Source organism: Streptomyces sp. NBC_01260, from assembly GCF_036226405.1.
Classification (GTDB): Bacteria; Actinomycetota; Actinomycetes; order Streptomycetales; family Streptomycetaceae; genus Streptomyces; species Streptomyces laculatispora.
This window is the reverse complement of sequence record NZ_CP108464.1, coordinates 1,786,534-1,803,312: the sequence shown is the minus strand read 5'-3', so window position 1 is coordinate 1,803,312 and position 16,779 is coordinate 1,786,534. Positions and strand designations below refer to the sequence as shown.

14 protein-coding genes are annotated in these 16,779 nt (G+C 70.1%); 11 read left to right on the top strand and 3 right to left on the bottom strand.

The genetic code is table 11. The features are described 5' to 3' along the window. Positions 1–130: 130 nt before the first annotated feature. From OG322_RS07855 to OG322_RS07835, 5 genes are all read left to right on the top strand, one after another. Positions 131–895: an NUDIX hydrolase gene (locus OG322_RS07855; RefSeq protein ID WP_123462810.1), complete on the top strand. Its 765-nt coding sequence runs from the start codon at positions 131–133 to the stop codon at positions 893–895. 201 nt (positions 896–1,096) lie between these two features. After that, complete coding sequence (locus OG322_RS07850; RefSeq protein WP_123462812.1) at positions 1,097–2,890, top strand: ABC transporter ATP-binding protein; 1,794 nt, start codon at positions 1,097–1,099, stop codon at positions 2,888–2,890. Positions 2,891–3,050: 160 nt separating this feature from the next. Further along, entirely contained in the window at positions 3,051–3,938 is an 888-nt protein-coding gene (locus tag OG322_RS07845) for a FadR/GntR family transcriptional regulator (protein ID WP_185095454.1), read from the top strand. Positions 3,939–4,260: 322 nt separating this feature from the next. After that, the gene (locus tag OG322_RS07840) at positions 4,261–5,808 is read left to right on the top strand and encodes an RNA polymerase sigma factor (RefSeq protein ID WP_123466126.1); all 1,548 of its coding nucleotides are present in this window, start codon (positions 4,261–4,263) and stop codon (positions 5,806–5,808) included. Positions 5,809–5,940: 132 nt separating this feature from the next. Beyond that, positions 5,941–6,771, top strand: coding sequence for a S1 family peptidase (locus tag OG322_RS07835; protein ID WP_329306245.1), 831 nt, complete (start codon positions 5,941–5,943; stop codon positions 6,769–6,771). A 121-nt stretch (positions 6,772–6,892) separates the two neighbouring features. Here OG322_RS07835 and OG322_RS07830 read toward each other — a convergent pair whose 3' ends face one another. Continuing rightward, complete coding sequence (locus OG322_RS07830; protein WP_024489001.1) at positions 6,893–7,126, bottom strand: DUF7455 domain-containing protein; 234 nt, start codon at positions 7,124–7,126, stop codon at positions 6,893–6,895. Positions 7,127–7,564: 438 nt separating this feature from the next. On the opposite strand from OG322_RS07830, the gene OG322_RS07825 reads away from it, so the two are divergent. The 6 genes from OG322_RS07825 (at position 7,565) to OG322_RS07800 (ending at position 14,360) form a co-directional block, all read left to right on the top strand. Continuing rightward, complete coding sequence (locus tag OG322_RS07825) at positions 7,565–9,685, top strand: DNA gyrase/topoisomerase IV subunit B (protein WP_123462818.1); 2,121 nt, start codon at positions 7,565–7,567, stop codon at positions 9,683–9,685. 158 nt (positions 9,686–9,843) lie between these two features. Beyond that, positions 9,844–10,362, top strand: coding sequence for a DUF1453 family protein (locus OG322_RS07820; protein ID WP_123462821.1), 519 nt, complete (start codon positions 9,844–9,846; stop codon positions 10,360–10,362). Next, the gene (locus OG322_RS07815) at positions 10,359–11,522 is read left to right on the top strand and encodes a sensor histidine kinase (RefSeq protein ID WP_329306244.1); all 1,164 of its coding nucleotides are present in this window, start codon (positions 10,359–10,361) and stop codon (positions 11,520–11,522) included. The genes OG322_RS07820 and OG322_RS07815 overlap by 4 nt, the downstream gene beginning before the upstream one ends. Continuing rightward, positions 11,519–12,196, top strand: coding sequence for a response regulator transcription factor (locus tag OG322_RS07810; RefSeq protein WP_123462825.1), 678 nt, complete (start codon positions 11,519–11,521; stop codon positions 12,194–12,196). Before OG322_RS07815 ends, OG322_RS07810 begins: the two co-directional genes overlap by 4 nt. A 131-nt stretch (positions 12,197–12,327) precedes the next feature. Continuing rightward, positions 12,328–12,771 (top strand): DUF485 domain-containing protein, encoded by a 444-nt coding sequence (locus OG322_RS07805; protein WP_124286078.1) that lies wholly within the window; start codon positions 12,328–12,330, stop codon positions 12,769–12,771. Further along, positions 12,768–14,360 (top strand): solute symporter family protein, encoded by a 1,593-nt coding sequence (locus OG322_RS07800; protein ID WP_123462829.1) that lies wholly within the window; start codon positions 12,768–12,770, stop codon positions 14,358–14,360. The genes OG322_RS07805 and OG322_RS07800 overlap by 4 nt, the downstream gene beginning before the upstream one ends. 17 nt (positions 14,361–14,377) lie before the next feature. Here the strand turns inward: OG322_RS07800 and OG322_RS07795 are convergent, their stop codons facing one another. Together OG322_RS07795 and OG322_RS07790 are read right to left on the bottom strand one after the other, a co-directional pair. Continuing rightward, the gene (locus OG322_RS07795) at positions 14,378–15,064 is read right to left on the bottom strand and encodes a DUF7342 family protein (protein ID WP_123462831.1); all 687 of its coding nucleotides are present in this window, start codon (positions 15,062–15,064) and stop codon (positions 14,378–14,380) included. Continuing rightward, positions 15,061–16,707: a sensor histidine kinase gene (locus OG322_RS07790; RefSeq protein ID WP_329306243.1), complete on the bottom strand. Its 1,647-nt coding sequence runs from the start codon at positions 16,705–16,707 to the stop codon at positions 15,061–15,063. The genes OG322_RS07795 and OG322_RS07790 overlap by 4 nt, the downstream gene beginning before the upstream one ends. Positions 16,708–16,779: the final 72 nt, after the last annotated feature.

The window sequence follows — 16,779 nt, the reverse complement described above, 5'->3', positions numbered from 1 at the left end:
GCGACCGGACCCCGAGGCGCGGGGGAGCGCGGGGCAGGGCGCGCCGGGGCCGGCTCCGGCCGGTGTCGGGACGGACGAAGAGCGAGTCGAAGGGAGTGTTTATCGTCAGGCAGACGACTATGATCACGGCATGCCGCCCTACGACCCGTCGACCTTCCCGCCCTTCGCTGTCACCGTCGACCTGGTCGTGCTCACAGTGCGCCGTCATGCGCTGTGCGCGCTGGTCGTGCGCCGAGGTGAATCGCCGTTCCAGGGCAGGTGGGCGCTGCCCGGCGGCTTCGTCAAAGCCGATGAGGACCTCGGTGCCGCCGCGGCGCGTGAGCTCGTCGAGGAGACGGGGCTGTCCGCGCACGACCCCGCGGTCCCGGCCGTCGGGAACGGTGCTCATCTCGAACAGCTCGCCACCTACGGGGACCCCGGACGCGATCCGCGGATGAGGGTCGTCAGCGTCGCCCACCTCGCGCTGGCCCCCGATCTGCCCGCTCCCCGGGCCGGCGGGGACGCGAACAGCGCGCGCTGGGCACCTGTCGAGGACCTGCTCGGCCCGGAGGGCGGGTACGGACGTGACGGCGAGCACCGGGCGCCGCTGGCCTTCGACCACGCGCGGATCCTGGCCGACGGTGTGGAGCGGGCCCGCTCCAAGATCGAGTACTCCTCGCTGGCCACGGCCTTCTGCCCGCCGGCGTTCACGGTCGGGGAACTGCGCAGGGTGTACGAAGCGGTGTGGGGCGTGGTGCTCGACCCGCGGAATTTCCACCGCAAGGTGACGGGCACTCCCGGCTTCCTGGTGCCCTCCGGCGGGACGACCACCAGGCAGGGCGGCCGTCCCGCCCAGCTCTTCCGGTCGGGCGCGGCCACCGTGCTCAACCCGCCGATGCTCCGGCCCGAGGTCTGATCCGGCTTCAGCGGGCGTGTCGGCGGTGGAGCCGTGCACCGGATGGGTGCCCGTGGGCCCGATGAGGCAGCCGCCCGGGGCCCTGTGCGGGTGAGGCCGGAACGCCGGAGATGCGGCGCTGCGCAAAAAGTCGTATATGTCGGGTTATCTTGCTGAGGTACCCGCTCCCGTCGAGCGGTCTCACCCCCTGCGAGAGAAGCGATGCTCCAGGCCATCGGACTCACCAGCGCCCGCCACCGCGGACTTCCGCCCGCCGTGGACGACCTCACGTTCGAAGCCGGAACCGGTTGCGTCACCGCCCTTCTGGGCGCACCGGGCTCCGGCAAAACCGCAGCCCTGCGGCTGATGCTCGAACTCGAGCCGGGCCGGGGGATCACCTACTTCCGGGGCAGAGCGCTGCACCGCGTCCCAGACCCCGCCCGCGAAGTGGGAGTGCTGCTCGGGGATGTGCCGGGCCACCCGGTCCGCACCGCCCGGGGACAGCTCCGCATGCTCTGCGCCGCGGCGGGCGTACCGGCGTCCAGGGCCGACGAACTGCTCGACACCGTTGGCCTCGCCGGGCTCGGCGATCAGCGCATCGCCTCGCTCTCCCTCGGCATGGACCGCAGGCTGGCTCTCGCCTGCGCGCTGCTCGGCGACCCGCACACGCTCATCCTTGACGAGCCCACGGAAGGCCTCGCCGCACGGGAGGCCGACTGGCTGCACGGGGTGCTGCGGTCCCACGCCGCCCGGGGAGGCGCCGTGCTGTACACCACCAGCGACCCCAAGGAGGCCGCGCGGTCGGCGGGGCATGTGGTGTCCATCGACGGCGGACGGCTTGTCGCGGACCAGGACGCCGCCGATTTCGCACGGACCCGGCTCCGCCCCCGCGTCGCGGTCCGTACCCCGCACGCCGCCCGCCTGGCCGCGCTCGTCAGCCGCGAGGCGCGGGCGGCCCGGCGTTCCGTCGAGGTTGTCACCGAGGCGAGCAGCAGCCGCCTCTCCGTCTACGGCAGCAGCTGTGCGGAGATCGGCGACACGGCATTCAGGCACGGGCTTCCCGTACACCAGCTCGCCGACGAGGTCGGCGACACCGCCCCGCTCGTCGACCACACGGTTCCCGGAGGCGGCACTCCCGCGACCGGTGCCGACGAAACCGGTGCCCACGGGCCCGGGGCCGCGCCACAGCCGGCCGTGCGCGCCGCCGGGCCGGATCTTCCGCCGCCGATCAAGCGTCGTCCCGCCCGCGGTCCGCTGCGCCCGGTGCGTTACGAACTGCGCCGCCTCTTCGGGGTCAGGACCACGACCCTGATCGTGGCCGTCGCCCTGGTCGCCTCGGCCGGGCTCTCCGTGCTGCTCGCCCGCAACGGCCGTACGCCGCTGCCGAACGTGCTTGCCGCCTGGCCGTCCCTGCTCCCGCTGCCGCCCGCCGCGTTCTGTGCCGGGCTGCTCGGGGCGCTCTCCTTCGGTGACGAGTTCCGCTACCCCGCGCTCGCCGCCGGCCGCGGCACCGTACCTCGCCGCGTCGGGCTGCTCCTCGCCAAACTGGCGGTGTCCGCGGCCGTCGCCCTGCTGCTCGCCCTGCTTGCCGTGCTGGCCTCCGCAGCGTCTCTCCGCCTCGTGTACGGAGGCGACTTGATCCGGATTCCGCCGAATGTGATGTCGCTGGCCGTGAGTTGGTCGGGCCTGACCGTCGGCTGCGCCTGGGCCGGGCTGCTGGCCGCCGGGGTCTTCCGGGTGACGGCGGCGGGTGTGGCCGCGGTGCTCGCGGTCCCGGTGCTGATGGTTCCGCTCGTCCAGAGGATGCCGAAGGCTCCGACCGCCCGTTCGGTGACCGGACTTCCGGGCCGGCTGCGGGATCTGGCCTGGCTGCAGTGGCCGCACGAGGCGGACCGGTGGGTGCTGGGCGCGATGCAGGTCGTGGCACATCCCGTGGGGGCCGCACTGACCGTGTCGTTGTCGGTCCTCATCTGCGCGTATCTGTTCACCAGCCTTCGCGGCAGGGTGCGTTGGTGATCGCAGGGCGACGCCGGAACGCCGAAAGCCCCACAACTCTGTGTGATATGTCGGTTTTGCTCAAATAAGGCGTCAATTGGGAAGCGGGTGCCGATCACCCTTTCGTGTGCTTTTCACCAAAGACCTCAAGGGGCGGCTGAGCCGAGCCGACAAAGGATGCGTGAGTACCCTTGCGCACACCATGATGACCGCCGCCCGCACTGCCGACTCCGGCCTCGCCGGCCCGGGCGAACTCGATCGTTACCCCTATGCGGAGGCGCCGGCCGGCGAGCGTGCCGCCATTCGTTCCTGGAACGGTCCCGACAACGAGCTCGGCAGGGTGGGCCGACGGGGCTCGGCCAGTCGTGGCCGAGGCCTGCACGGCCAACTTGTTCAGCAGCTGGGACAGATGATCGTCTCCGGAGACCTGGGTGCGGACCGACCCCTGGTGCCGGAGGAGATCGGCCAGCGTTTCGAGGTCTCCCGCACCGTTGTCCGGGAGTCGCTGCGCGTGCTGGAGGCGAAGGGGCTGGTCAGTGCCCGGCCCAATGTGGGTACCCGGGTCAGGCCCGTCAGTGACTGGAATCTGCTCGACCCCGACATCATCGAATGGCGCGCCTTCGGCCCGCAGCGAGACGACCAGCGCCGCGAGCTGAGCGAGCTCCGGTGGACGATCGAGCCGCTCGCCGCCAGCCTGGCCGCGGGTCACGGCCGTGAGGATCTTCAGCAGCGCCTCGCCGACATGGTCGAGATCATGGGGCACGCGCTCGGACAGGCTGACGTGATCACGTGCGCCCGGGCCGACGCGGAGTTTCATGCCCTGCTGATCCAGGCCGCGGGTAACCGCATGCTGGAGCACCTCTCCGGCATCGTTTCCGCCGCCCTGCATGTCTCGGGCGGTCCGGTAACCGGTTGTGACCGCCCCAATGAGGCATCGCTCGGCCATCACGCGCGGATCGTCGACGCCCTCGCGTCCGGCGACTCCGCAGGCGCCGAGGCGGCCATGCGTCAGCTGCTCGCGGTTCCCCTTGAGGTGGAGCGGGTGGTGCCGGCGCCGCGCGAGCACTGAGCGCGGCACGGGCGGGGCGTACCAGCCAGGTGTCGCCGGACCCGCGCGGTCCGGCGGCACAATTGTGGTGGGATGTCGCCCCTGGTCGCGTTCGTCGGAAATGAGGTGTGACTCGGGCCACGCGGATTGGGCGTAACACTCCTCGAAACAGCGCGATGACTTAAGAGGTGACCGCCGCGGAAGGAATACAGCAGCCATTCAGTGCGCTGTGCAGTTCTGAGGCATAGCCCGCGCCGTCGGCACATTCCCAGCCGACGGTCGTCGGTTCAGCCCTCTCCTGGGCCGGGCCGGAAGCCGTTTCCATCGTTCCGAGAGGTTGTTCGTGTCGGCCAGCACATCCCGTACGCTCCCGCCGGAGATCGCCGAGTCCGAATCTGTGATGGCGCTCATCGAGCGGGGAAAGGCTGATGGGCAGATCGCCGGCGATGACGTGCGTCGGGCCTTCGAGGCTGACCAGATTCCGCCAACCCAGTGGAAGAACGTTCTGCGCAGCCTCAACCAGATCCTCGAGGAAGAGGGTGTGACGCTGATGGTCAGTGCCGCGGAGCCGTCAAAGCGCGCCCGCAAGAGCGTCGCAGCGAAGAGCCCGGTCAAGCGCACCGCCACCAAGACTGTCGCGGCCAAGACGACCGTGACGCGTACCGTCGCGGCCACCGCCGCCCCGTCGGCCGAGACCGTGGACGTGGTGGCCGATGACGCCGCCGCGGCCGCCCCTGCGAAGAAGGCGGCAGCCAAGAAGACGGCTGCCAAGAAGACCGCCGTGAAGAAGACGGCAGCCAAGAAGACTGCGGCGAAGAAGGCCGGCAAGCAGGACGACGAGGCCCTCGACGGCGACGACGCAGCCGAGGAAGTCAAGGCCGGCAAGGGTGAGGAAGAGGAGGGCGAGGGCGAGAACAAGGGCTTCGTCCTCTCCGACGACGACGAGGACGACGCACCTGCGCAGCAGGTCGCCGTCGCCGGCGCCACGGCCGACCCGGTCAAGGACTACCTGAAGCAGATCGGCAAGGTCCCGCTCCTCAACGCCGAGCAGGAGGTCGAGCTCGCCAAGCGCATCGAGGCGGGTCTGTTCGCCGAGGACAAGCTGGCGAACTCCGACAAGCTCGCGCCGAAGCTCAAGCGCGAGCTGGAGATCATCGCCGAGGACGGCCGCCGCGCCAAGAACCACCTGCTGGAGGCCAACCTCCGTCTCGTGGTCTCGCTGGCCAAGCGTTACACCGGCCGCGGCATGCTCTTCCTGGACCTGATCCAGGAGGGCAACCTCGGTCTGATCCGCGCGGTCGAGAAGTTCGACTACACCAAGGGCTACAAGTTCTCCACGTACGCCACCTGGTGGATCCGTCAGGCGATCACCCGCGCCATGGCGGACCAGGCCCGCACCATCCGTATTCCGGTGCACATGGTCGAGGTCATCAACAAGCTGGCGCGGGTGCAGCGCCAGATGCTCCAGGACCTGGGCCGCGAGCCCACCCCGGAGGAGCTGGCCAAGGAACTCGACATGACCCCCGAGAAGGTCATCGAGGTCCAGAAGTACGGGCGCGAGCCGATCTCCCTGCACACCCCGCTGGGTGAGGACGGGGACAGCGAGTTCGGTGACCTGATCGAGGATTCCGAGGCGGTCGTCCCGGCCGACGCGGTCAGCTTCACGCTCCTCCAGGAGCAGCTGCACTCGGTGCTCGACACTCTCTCCGAGCGTGAGGCCGGTGTGGTCTCCATGCGCTTCGGTCTCACCGACGGACAGCCCAAGACGCTGGACGAGATCGGCAAGGTCTACGGCGTGACGCGTGAGCGCATCCGTCAGATCGAGTCCAAGACCATGTCGAAGCTGCGTCACCCGTCGCGTTCGCAGGTGCTGCGCGACTACCTCGACTAGGTCGCGGGAGTACACGGAACGAGGGCCCGCATCCCCCTGGGGATGCGGGCCCTCGGCCTGTGTGGGGGTGCGGATCGGCGTCGGCGGAATGACTCTGGGTAGGCATGATCAATCACAGAGTCAGGAGTACGTATGTCCCGTACCGTCGTCCGCACCATGACCGTGGCGCTCGCCCTCACTGCCGCCGCGGCCGTGACGCCGCTCGCATTCCCCGCCTCGGCCGTCGCGGACAGCATCGTCATCGGGGGCCAGTCCGCTCACGTCAAGGACAGTCCGTGGGTGGTGGCGCTCTCCAGCCGTGACCGGTTCGGAGATGCCCGCGCCGGCCAGTTCTGCGGCGCCGTGGCGGTGGGGCCGAAGAAAGTGCTGACGGCCGCGCACTGCCTCAGCAGCGAGGCGCTCGGTGCCGATGTCGGCCAGATGCGCGATCTGCGGATCATCTCCGGCCGGGACGAGCTGAACGGTTCCGGCGGCAAGGAGATCGCGGTGAGCGAGGCGTGGGTCAATCCGGGGTTCGACGCCACCACCAACAGCGGGGACGTCGCGGTGCTGACCCTCGCCGAAGCGTTGCCCGGGCGGAGCGTGATCCCGATGGCCGAAGCCGGTGACGCCGGGTACCGAGCGGGTACCGCGGCGGTCGTCTATGGGTGGGGAGACACTACGGGTGTCGGCGACTACGCGTCGTCACTCCGGTCCGCGAAAGTGAGCGTTCTGCCGGACAGCTCGTGCGAGCAGGCCTACCCGGGCGGCAGGAACGGCACGTACGACGCCTCAGCGATGCTCTGTGCGGGCGAACCGCAGGGCGGGTACGACGCATGCCAGGGGGACAGCGGGGGGCCGCTGGTGGCCCATGGGCGGCTTGTCGGGCTGGTGTCCTGGGGGAGCGGCTGCGGTCAGGCCGGGAGCCCCGGGGTCTATACGCGGATTTCCGCCGCCATCGGGTGGATGGCGGACGCCGGCTGACCCCCGCCGGCTCCGGGCACGGGCCGGTTCCGGGTACGAGAACGGGCGGCTCCCTCTTACGGAGGGAGCCGCCCGTCGGTCGGTCCGGGACCGGCCCCTGGCTCGTCGTGGATGCGAGGTGTCAGTGTTGTTCCTCTTCGGCGGCTTGGGCCTGCACGGCCGTCAGTCGGTCCGTCTCATCCTGTATTTCCGCGGCGATCTTCTTGAGTTCCGGCTCGAACTTGCGACCGTGATGGGCGCAGAAGAGCAGTTCACCGCCACTGATCAGGACGACGCGCAGGTATGCCTGGGCGCCGCAACGGTCACAGCGGTCTGCTGCGGTCAGCGGGCTCGCGGGGGTCAGAACAGTAGTCACGTCGCCTCTTCTCTAGCTCGACGAGCTGTCGTACCAGGGTCAACATCCAACCAGGCCGAAAACGTTCCCGCTCGTGGCTTTTCTTCGAAACTTCTTCTCGGGATGGCTGTCTGTTGCCGGTTCGCGGCGAATGTGCCGTATTGCGTGGCGCTACGGTCTCGCGTTGCTTGTCTTGGTCGGTCCGTCCGGTCGGCCGGCTTGCCGACTTGTTGATGAGGACGTGCCCGGAGCCTAAATGGTTCATGCCTGGAAGGGAACGTGATGTGCACGTCACTCCGACGAGAGATCGAACGTGTATGCGAGGCTGGACTAGTGTGAGGGTTCTCCGAGGGTGGCGTTACACCCGCTCTACCAGGCCTCGGTACCCTCTCAGCGGCGACCGAAGCCGAGCCCGTTACCCACTGGGCCCCAAATGAAATTCAGCGAGGAGCGAACCGCGTGACCGCCGATACGTCCGTGCCGTCCACTGCGCTGCTGACCGGAGCAGACCGAGACGGTTCCAACTACACCGCGCGGCATCTGCTCGTACTCGAGGGGCTCGAAGCGGTTCGCAAGCGCCCCGGGATGTACATCGGGTCCACCGACAGCCGCGGCCTCTTGCACTGCCTCTGGGAGATCATCGACAACTCCGTCGACGAGGCTCTCGGTGGTTACTGCGATCACATCGAGGTGATCCTCCACGACGACAACTCCGTCGAGGTCCGCGACAACGGCCGGGGCATCCCCGTCGACGTGGAGCCCAAGACCGGACTGTCCGGCGTCGAGGTCGTGATGACCAAGCTCCATGCCGGAGGCAAGTTCGGCGGTGGCTCGTACGCCGCCTCCGGCGGTCTCCACGGCGTGGGTGCCTCCGTGGTCAACGCGCTCTCCGCCCGGCTCGACGTGGAGGTCGACCGCAACGGCGCGACCCACGCGATCAGCTTCCGGCGCGGGGTTCCGGGCATGTTCACCGAGCAGGGACCGGACAGCCCCTTCGATCCGGCCAACGGCCTCCTGAAGGGCAAGCGGGTTCCGAAGGCGCGTACCGGTACCAGGGTCCGGTACTGGGCCGACCGGCAGATCTTCCTCAAGGACGCCAAGCTCAATCTGGACACGCTCTACCAGCGGGCACGCCAGACCGCCTTCCTCGTCCCGGGCCTGACCATCGTCGTGCGCGACGAGCGGGGCCTGAACGGCGAGGGCAAGACCGAGGAGACCTTCCGCTTCGACGGCGGGATCAGCGAATTCTGCGAGTACCTCGCGCAGGACAAGGCGGTCTGCGACGTCCTGCGCCTGACCGGTCAGGGCACCTTCAAGGAGACCGTGCCCGTACTCGACGAGCGCGGGCACATGACGGCGACCGAGGTCACCCGGGAACTGGTCGTCGACATCGCCATGCGCTGGGGCACCGGGTACGACACCACCCTGAAGTCCTTCGTCAACATCATCGCCACCCCCAAGGGCGGCACCCATGTGTCCGGGTTCGAACGCTCCGTGACCAAGACGGTCAACGAGGTGCTCCGCTCCGCGAAGCTGCTGCGCGTCGCCGAGGACGACATCGTCAAGGACGACGCGCTGGAGGGCCTCACCGCGGTCGTCACCGTACGGCTGGCGGAGCCGCAGTTCGAGGGGCAGACCAAGGAGGTCCTCGGTACCTCTGCGGCCAACCGGATCGTCGCCAACGTCGTGGCCAAGGAGCTCAAGGCGCACCTGACCTCGACCAAGCGGGACGCCAAGGCCCAGGCCAGGGCCGTGCTGGAGAAGGCGGTGGCAGCCGCCCGGACCCGGATCGCGGCCCGCCAGCACAAGGACGCGCAGCGCCGCAAGACGGCTCTGGAGTCCTCCTCGCTGCCCGCGAAGCTCGCCGACTGCCGCAGCGACGACGTGGAGCGCAGCGAACTGTTCATCGTGGAGGGCGACTCGGCGCTCGGCACCGCCAAACTGGCCCGCAACAGCGAGTTCCAGGCCCTGCTGCCGATCCGCGGCAAGATCCTCAACGTTCAGAAGGCATCCGTCTCCGACATGCTGAAGAACGCCGAGTGCGGCGCGATCATCCAGGTCATAGGAGCAGGGTCCGGTCGGACGTTCGACATCGACGCCGCCCGCTACGGCAAGATCGTTCTGCTGGTGGACGCGGATGTGGACGGTGCCCACATCCGGATCCTGCTGCTGACGCTCTTCCAGCGGTACATGCGGCCCATGGTCGAGGCGGGGCGGGTCTTCGCCGCGGTGCCCCCGCTGCACCGGATCGAGCTCGTCCAGCCGAAGAAGGGCCAGGACAAGTACATCTACACGTACTCGGACAACGAGCTGCGCCAGCGGCTGCTGGAGCTCCAGCGCAAGAACGTCCGGTACAAGGACTCGATCCAGCGCTACAAGGGGCTGGGCGAGATGGACGCCGACCAGCTGGCCGAGACCACGATGGACCCGCGCTTCCGCACCCTGCGGCGGATCAACATCGGCGACCTGGAATCGTCCGAGCAGGTCTTCGATCTGCTCATGGGCAACGAGGTGGCGCCCCGCAAGGAATTCATCACCAGCTCGGCCGCCACACTGGACCGCTCGCGCATCGACGTCTGAGCACGTGGCCAGTGCGGCCCGTACGCCACCGGAGCCGTCGTCTCCACCCCTGGGTGGAGACGACGGCTCCACCCACGATCAACCCCTGAGCCGATCCCCTGACCTGGCCGTTTCCGTAGCGTCGGAGTCGTAGAACTTCCCGCTGTTCGGAGGCTCCCATGTCAGGGCTCGTCAATATCCTGGTGATCGTCTCGGTCATCGCTCTCGTAGTGGTCCGCCAGTGCTCGGCGCGGCGGATCTCCGGCGACCGGCGCTGGTGGGTCCTGCCGGGCGTCCTGCTCGTCATGGCGCTGCGCGAGCCCGGACTCGTGGACCAGCACCACGAGACACTCTCCGTCGTCGTCCTGGGCGCCGAGCTCGTCGTGGCACTGGTCACGGGCGCCGCCTGGGGATGGACGGCCCGGCTCTGGCGCGCGGAGGACGGCTCCCTCTGGAGCAAGGGGACCAAGGCCACCGTCTACGTCTGGACCGGGGGCCTGGTGCTGAGGGCGGCTCTCTACGGGGTGGCCGCGGCGCTGGGCATACATCAGGGCAGCCCCGCCCTGATGACGGCTCTCGCCGTGACGCTGCTGGTGCGCAGCGGGGTGCTGGCCCGGCGGGCCGCGGAGATACCGGCGTCGTACGGTGTTCCTGCTGACCGCGCGCCGTTCCGGCAGGCATGGAAGGACCGTGTGTGACACCCGCTTCGTGGACGAGCTGGCCCTCGCGGGAGGCTCTCTCGCGGGAGACGCGCACCCGCTCACGGATCGTCATCGCATGGTGCGTAAGGGCCGGGCTGCTCACCCTGATGCTCTGGGGCACCTTCACGGGCGGGCTGTTCCAGCCCTGGGAGATCGCGGTCGGCCTGATCGGGGTGCTCGGCTGTGCGGTGCTCGCGGTGGCCTTCTTCCGGGCCAGTCTGGAGAACCGCCTGTGGGCGTCCCTCGGTGTCCTCGCCCTGCTGATGCTGGCGGCGTTCGGGGCCCAGCAGGCCGGGGCCACCGTGCCGGCGGTGGTGCTCTGGTGCGGCTGCGCGGTCACCGCTCTGGAGCGGCTGCCGCTTGTGGCGGGAGTCCCGTCCACGGCGGTGGCGCTCGGCGCCTACGCCGTCGTGAACACCGACAACTGGCCGGCCACGGCCGTGACGACGGCCGGGCTCTGCCTCGCGGGCTACGTGCTGCGCCTGGACGCCGAGGCCCGGGGCAGCGCGCGGCGTCTCCTCGCACAGGAGCGGGCCGCGCGGGTGGCGGAGGCCGAAACGGCCGCTCTGGACGAGCGGTCCAGGATCGCCCGGGAGATCCACGACGTGCTCGCCCACAGCCTCTCCGCCCAGTTGGTGCATCTGGAGGCGGCGCGGCTGCTGATCGAGAGGGAGTCTGCGGGGGAGTTCCGGGACCAGGTACTCCAGCGGGTGGTCGCGGCCCGCTCCATGGCCCGTGAGGGGCTTGCGGAGACCCGTCAGGCGCTCTCCGCCCTGCGCGGCGAGGTGTCGCCGGTGGAGGACTTCCTGCGCCAGCTGGTGGCGGCCGAGCCGGCCGAGGTCAGGGTGGAGGGCGAGCGCCGGACGCTGACCGCCGAGGCCTCGCAGACGGTCCGGCGCGTCGCACAGGAGGCCCTGACCAATGTGCGCAAGCACGCTCCGGGGGCCAGGGTGCTCATCCGGCTGGAATACCTGCCGGACGGGATCGCCCTGGAGGTCAGGGATTCGGGCGGGAGGAGCCCCGGGGGCGATCTCTCTGTCAGTGGCTCCGGATACGGTCTGCTGGGAATGAGGGAGCGCGCCGAACTGCTGGGCGGCACGCTGGAGGCCGGTCCCGGCGAGGAGGGGTTCGTGGTGAATCTGAGGGTGCCCGCGTGAGCGCGCGGGTGGTGGTGGCCGACGACCAGTCGGTGGTGCGCGAGGGAATCGTCATGCTGCTGGGCCTGCTGCCCGGGATCGAGGTGGTCGGATCGGCGAAGGACGGGGAGGAGGCCGTTGCCCTGGTGGCCGAGCATTCCCCGGACGTGGTCCTGATGGACCTGCGGATGCCCCGCTGCGACGGGGTGGAGGCAACGCGCCGTATCCGCAAGGACTTTCCCGCCACCCAGGTCGTGGTGCTCACGACCTTCGCCGAGGACGACTCGCTCTTTCCCGCGCTCCGGGCGGGGGCCCGCGGCTATCTGACCAAGGACGCCGGGGGCGACGAGATCGTGCGCGCCATCGAGGCGGTGCTCTCGGGCGAGGCAGGGCTCTCGCCGGCCGTGCAGCGCCGGCTGCTGGAACAGGTCACCACAGGGCCGTTGCCACTGGCCGGGGGCGGTGAGCCGGAGCTGCCCGACGGGATGACCCCTCGCGAGGTGGAGGTGCTCGTCCTGATCGCCGACGGGCTGTCCAACGCGGAGATCGCCCGCAGCCTGCACATTTCGCAGGCCACCGTGAAGAGCCACATCAACAACCTGTTCGCCAAGGCGGGGCTCCGCGACCGGGCCCAGGCGGTCCGCTATGCGTACGTTCGAGGGCTCGCACAGCCACCCGGGACATCCTTCACCTGAAGAGGTGAAATCTCGCGAATGAAGTGCCCGGGATCTTCCCGATCTGCCCATTCTTGGGTACGCGGCCGAAGTGGTCCGTGGACAAGGGGAGTTGTTCGGTGGAGAAGGAAGCAGGGCGCGAGTCCGCAGCGATGCGACTCGACGACCCGTGGTACGACGCGCTGGCCTCCGGTTGGGGGGAACTGGACGGTACGGGAAGCTTCGCGCCCGCCGGGACGCCCGATTCCGTGGCACCGCAGCGCGGCCACGGCGCAGCGGACATCTATCTGGAGGTGCAGCGCAGCGACGCCTTCCAGGAAGTGCGGCGCCGGTACCGGCGCTTCATCGTCCCCGCCACCCTCGCCTTCTTCGTCTGGTACCTCGCCTACGTGGTCATGGCGGTCACCGCGCCCGGCCTGATGGCCAGACCGGTGGCCGGGGCGGTCAACGTCGCCATGGTCGCGGGGCTCGGGCAGTTCCTCACCACGTTCCTGCTCACCGGCGCGTACGCGCGGCACGCGCGGCTGCGCAGGGACCGGGCGGCGCTCGATCTGCGCTGGGAGACACAGGAGATGACACGGGGGTTCGGGCGTTGAGCGGGAATCACCAGACCCTGGCGCTCCTGCTGTTCAGCGTCTTCATCGCCGTGACACTCGGCATCACCACATGGGTGAGCCGCAACCGGCACGGTTCGGCCGAGGAGTTCTACGCCGGCGGCCGGCTGTTCTCGCCCATGGAGAACGGTTTCGCCATCGCGGGCGACTACATGTCGGCCGCGTCCTTCCTCGGCATCTCCGGTCTGATCGCCCTCTTCGGATACGACGGCATGCTCTACTCGGTCGGCTTCCTGGTCGCCTGGCTCGTCGTGTTGCTGCTCGTCGCGGAACTCGTGCGCAACTGCGGCCGGTTCACCCTCGCCGATGTGGTCGCGGCGCGGATGGCGGAGCGCCCGGTCCGGATCGCGGCGGGGACGTCCTCCGTCACGGTCTCCGTGCTCTACCTGGTGGCGCAGATGGTGGGCGCGGGCAGCCTGGTGGCCCTGCTCCTCGGCGGAACGAGCGGCGCCGCCCGGTCCTGGACCGTCATCGGCGTCGGTGCGCTCATGGTGATCTACGTGTCGCTCGGCGGCATGCGCGCCACCACCTGGATCCAGATCGTGAAGGCCGTCCTGCTGATGGCGGGCACGATCGTCCTCACCGTGCTCGTCCTGGTCCACTTCCACGGCAATGTCAACGAACTGCTCAACTCCGCCGCCGATCGCAGCGGATACGGCAAGAAGTTCCTCTCGCCCGGCCTCCGGTACGGCGGTACCTGGACGGCCCGCGTCGACTTCATCAGTCTGGGACTGGCCCTGGTGCTCGGCACGGCCGGACTGCCGCACATCCTGTCGCGCTTCTACACCGTGCCGACCGCCCGGGCGGCCCGCCGGTCGGTCGTCTGGTCCATCGGCCTCATCGGCAGCTTCTACCTGATGACGATCGTGCTCGGATTCGGGGCGGCGGCGCTGGTCGGCTCGGCGGACGTGCGGGCCTCGAATCCCGCCGGGAACACCGCCGTTCCGCTGCTGGCCCTGGTACTCGGAGGCGGCGAGGGCTCCACCGGGGGAACGATCCTGTTCGCCGTGGTCGCCGCCGTCGCCTTCGCGACCATCCTTGCCGTCGTCGCCGGGATCACACTCGCCTCGTCCGCGTCCGTCGCCCACGACCTCTACGCCTCGCTCCGCCGCCCGGGTTCCAAGCAGCACAGCGAGGTCGCCGTGGCCCGGGTCGCCGCAGCGGGGATCGGGGTGGCCGCCATCGGGCTGGGGCTGCTCGCCCAGGACCTGAACGTGGCGTTCCTGGTGGGACTGGCCTTCGCGGTCGCGGCATCGGCGAACCTGCCGGTGCTGCTCTACTCGCTGTTCTGGCGGAACTTCACCACACGCGGGGCGGTCTGGTCGGTCTACGGAGGACTGATCCCCGCCGTGCTGCTCGTCGTGTTCTCTCCGGTGGTCTCCGGCAGCGCCACCTCGCTCTTCCCCGGTGCGGACTTCCAGCTCTTCCCGCTGGAGAACCCCGGCCTGGTCTCCATCCCGCTGGGATTCCTGGCCGGCTGGATCGGCACGGTCACCTCGCAGGAGCCGCCGGACGCGGCCAAGCACGCGGAGACCGAGGTCCGTGCGCTGACCGGAGCCGGCGCGGTCTGACGGGGGACGGCCCGCCCTCAGGTGCGGGGCAGGTCCGTGCCCCAGGTGTAGCGGTGTTCCGGGCGCCCCGTCTCCCCGTACCGCAGCGTCAGACGTACCCGCCCGGACCGTTCCAGCAGCTTCAGATAGCGCTGGGCCGTCTGCCGGCTCATCCCGGCGCTCTCGGCGACCTCCTGCGCCGAGAGCGGGCCGTCGGCGCTCCGGAGCGCCTTGCGGACCAGCTCGGCGGTGGTCGTCGAGTGTCCCTTGGGCAGGTCGGGCTCGCCCGCCGCCCACAGAGCGCCGAAGAGCCGGTCCACCTCCGCCTGTTCGGCCTCGCCGCCACTCTCCAGGGTGTGCCGCAAGGAGGCGTACGCCTCCAGTCTGGTGCGAAGACCCGCGTACGTGAACGGCTTCACCAGGTACTGAAGAGCGCCCTGGCGCATGGCCTCCTGGACCGTGGCGATGTCACGCGCCGCCGTCACCATGATCACGTCGGTGCGGTGGCCGAGACCGCGTAGCTCCCGCACCACGGCCAGACCGTTGCGGTCCGGCATGTAGTGGTCCAGCAGGATCAGGTCCACCGGGCCCTCCTCGACCGCGGCGAGGGCGTCGGCGGCGCAGTGCGCCTGCGCGGCCACCCGGAATCCGGCCACCTTCGACACATAGGCGGCATTGATCCGCGCGACGCGGACGTCGTCGTCGACGATGAGTACCTCGATCACCGGTCTGCTCCCGCCCTGTCGGATTCCGCTTCGGTCATGGCCTCCGGCAGCACCACGGTGAACTCGGCGCCGCCCCCGTCCGCCCCGTCGACCGCCGCGCTGCCGCCCTGCCGCTCGGCCAGTCGCCGCACGAGTGCGAGCCCCAGGCCCCGCTTGCCGTGCGCGGGCAGGTTCTTGGTCGACCAGCCCTCCGTGAAGATGGACTCACGCTGGCCGGGCGGGACACCGGGACCGCTGTCGCGGACCCGCAGCACCACCGTACGGCCCTCGGCCCGCAGCCCCACCTCGACCAGGGCGCCGCCCGATCCGGACGCGGCGTCCAGGGCGTTGTCGACCAGGTTGCCGACGATCGTGACGAGCCCGCGCGGATCCACCAGCCGGTCGGGGAGCAGCGTGCCGGGCACCATGCGCAGCGCGACGCCGCGCTCCGCGGCCACCGTCGCCTTGCCGACCAGCAGCGCGGCCAGCAGCGGGTCTCGGACCTTCTCGGTGACCTGTTCGGCGGTGGCCCGGTGGACGCCGACGACCTCGGTGACGAATTCCCGCGCGTCCTCGTGCAGCTCCAGCTCCAGCAGCCCGAGGAGGGTGTGCAGCCGGTTGGCGTGCTCGTGGTCCTGGGCGCGCAGGGCGTCGATCAGCCCGCGGGTGGAGTCGAGCTCGCGGCCGAGGTGTTCGAGCTCGGTGCGGTCGCGGAGGGTGACGACAGCGCCTCCGTCGGCCGTCGGCATCCGGTTGGCCAGTAGTACCCTGCTGCCGCGTACGGTCAGCAGGTCCTCGCCCGCCACCTCACCGGCCAGCACATCGGCGGTGCGTCCCGCGCCGAGCACCTCGGTCAGCGGGCGGCCCGACGCCTCGGGCCCGAGCCCCAGGAGCCGTTGCGCCTCGTCGTTCAGCAGGCGGATCCGGCCGGTCGCGTCGAGGGCGACGACGCCCTCCCGGATGCTGTGCAGCATCGCCTCGCGTTCCGCCAGCAGCGCGGCGATATCGGAGAACCCCAGGTCGTGGGTCTGCCGTTGCAGGCGCCGGGAGATCAGGTAGGCGGCCAGCGCCCCCACGGCCAGCGCTCCGCCCGCGTAGGCGAACAGCCCGGGAATCGCCGCCAGGAGCCGGGCGCGGACGCTGTCGTACGCGATGCCGACGGAGACGGCGCCCGCGATACGTCCCGACGCGTCGCGCAGCGGCACCTTGCCCCGGGCGGAGCGTCCGAGTGTGCCGCTGTCGATCTCCATGACGTTCTCGCCCGCGAGTGCCTCGCCCGGATCGGTGGAGACGAGCTTGCCGATCCGGCTGCTGTCGGGGTGCGACCAGCGCACTCCTCGCCGGTCCATCACGACGACGTACTCGGCACCCGTGGCACGCCTGAGCCGCTCCGCCGCGGACTGGACCGGACCGAGCGGAGCCGGGTCCGTGGTGAGCAGCGATTCGGCCATCTCCGGCTGGGCGGCCGCGCTCTGCGCGATGGCCAGCGCCCGGCGCATCGCCTGGTCGTCGAGTTGTGCGCTGAGGGGTGCCAGAAAGAGGCCGGTGGCGAGTACGGTGACGCCGGTGGCGATGGCCAGCTGCATCAGCAGTACCTGCGAGAAGACTCGCTGGGGCCAGCCGATCCGGCGCCGCTTCCTGACGGTGGGCGGTGGGGCGCTCATCGTAGAGACGGTAGAGGGCATTCCGGTGCTTTCCGAAATTCGTCTCGTTTCCAGCTCCACGCAATCCACTTG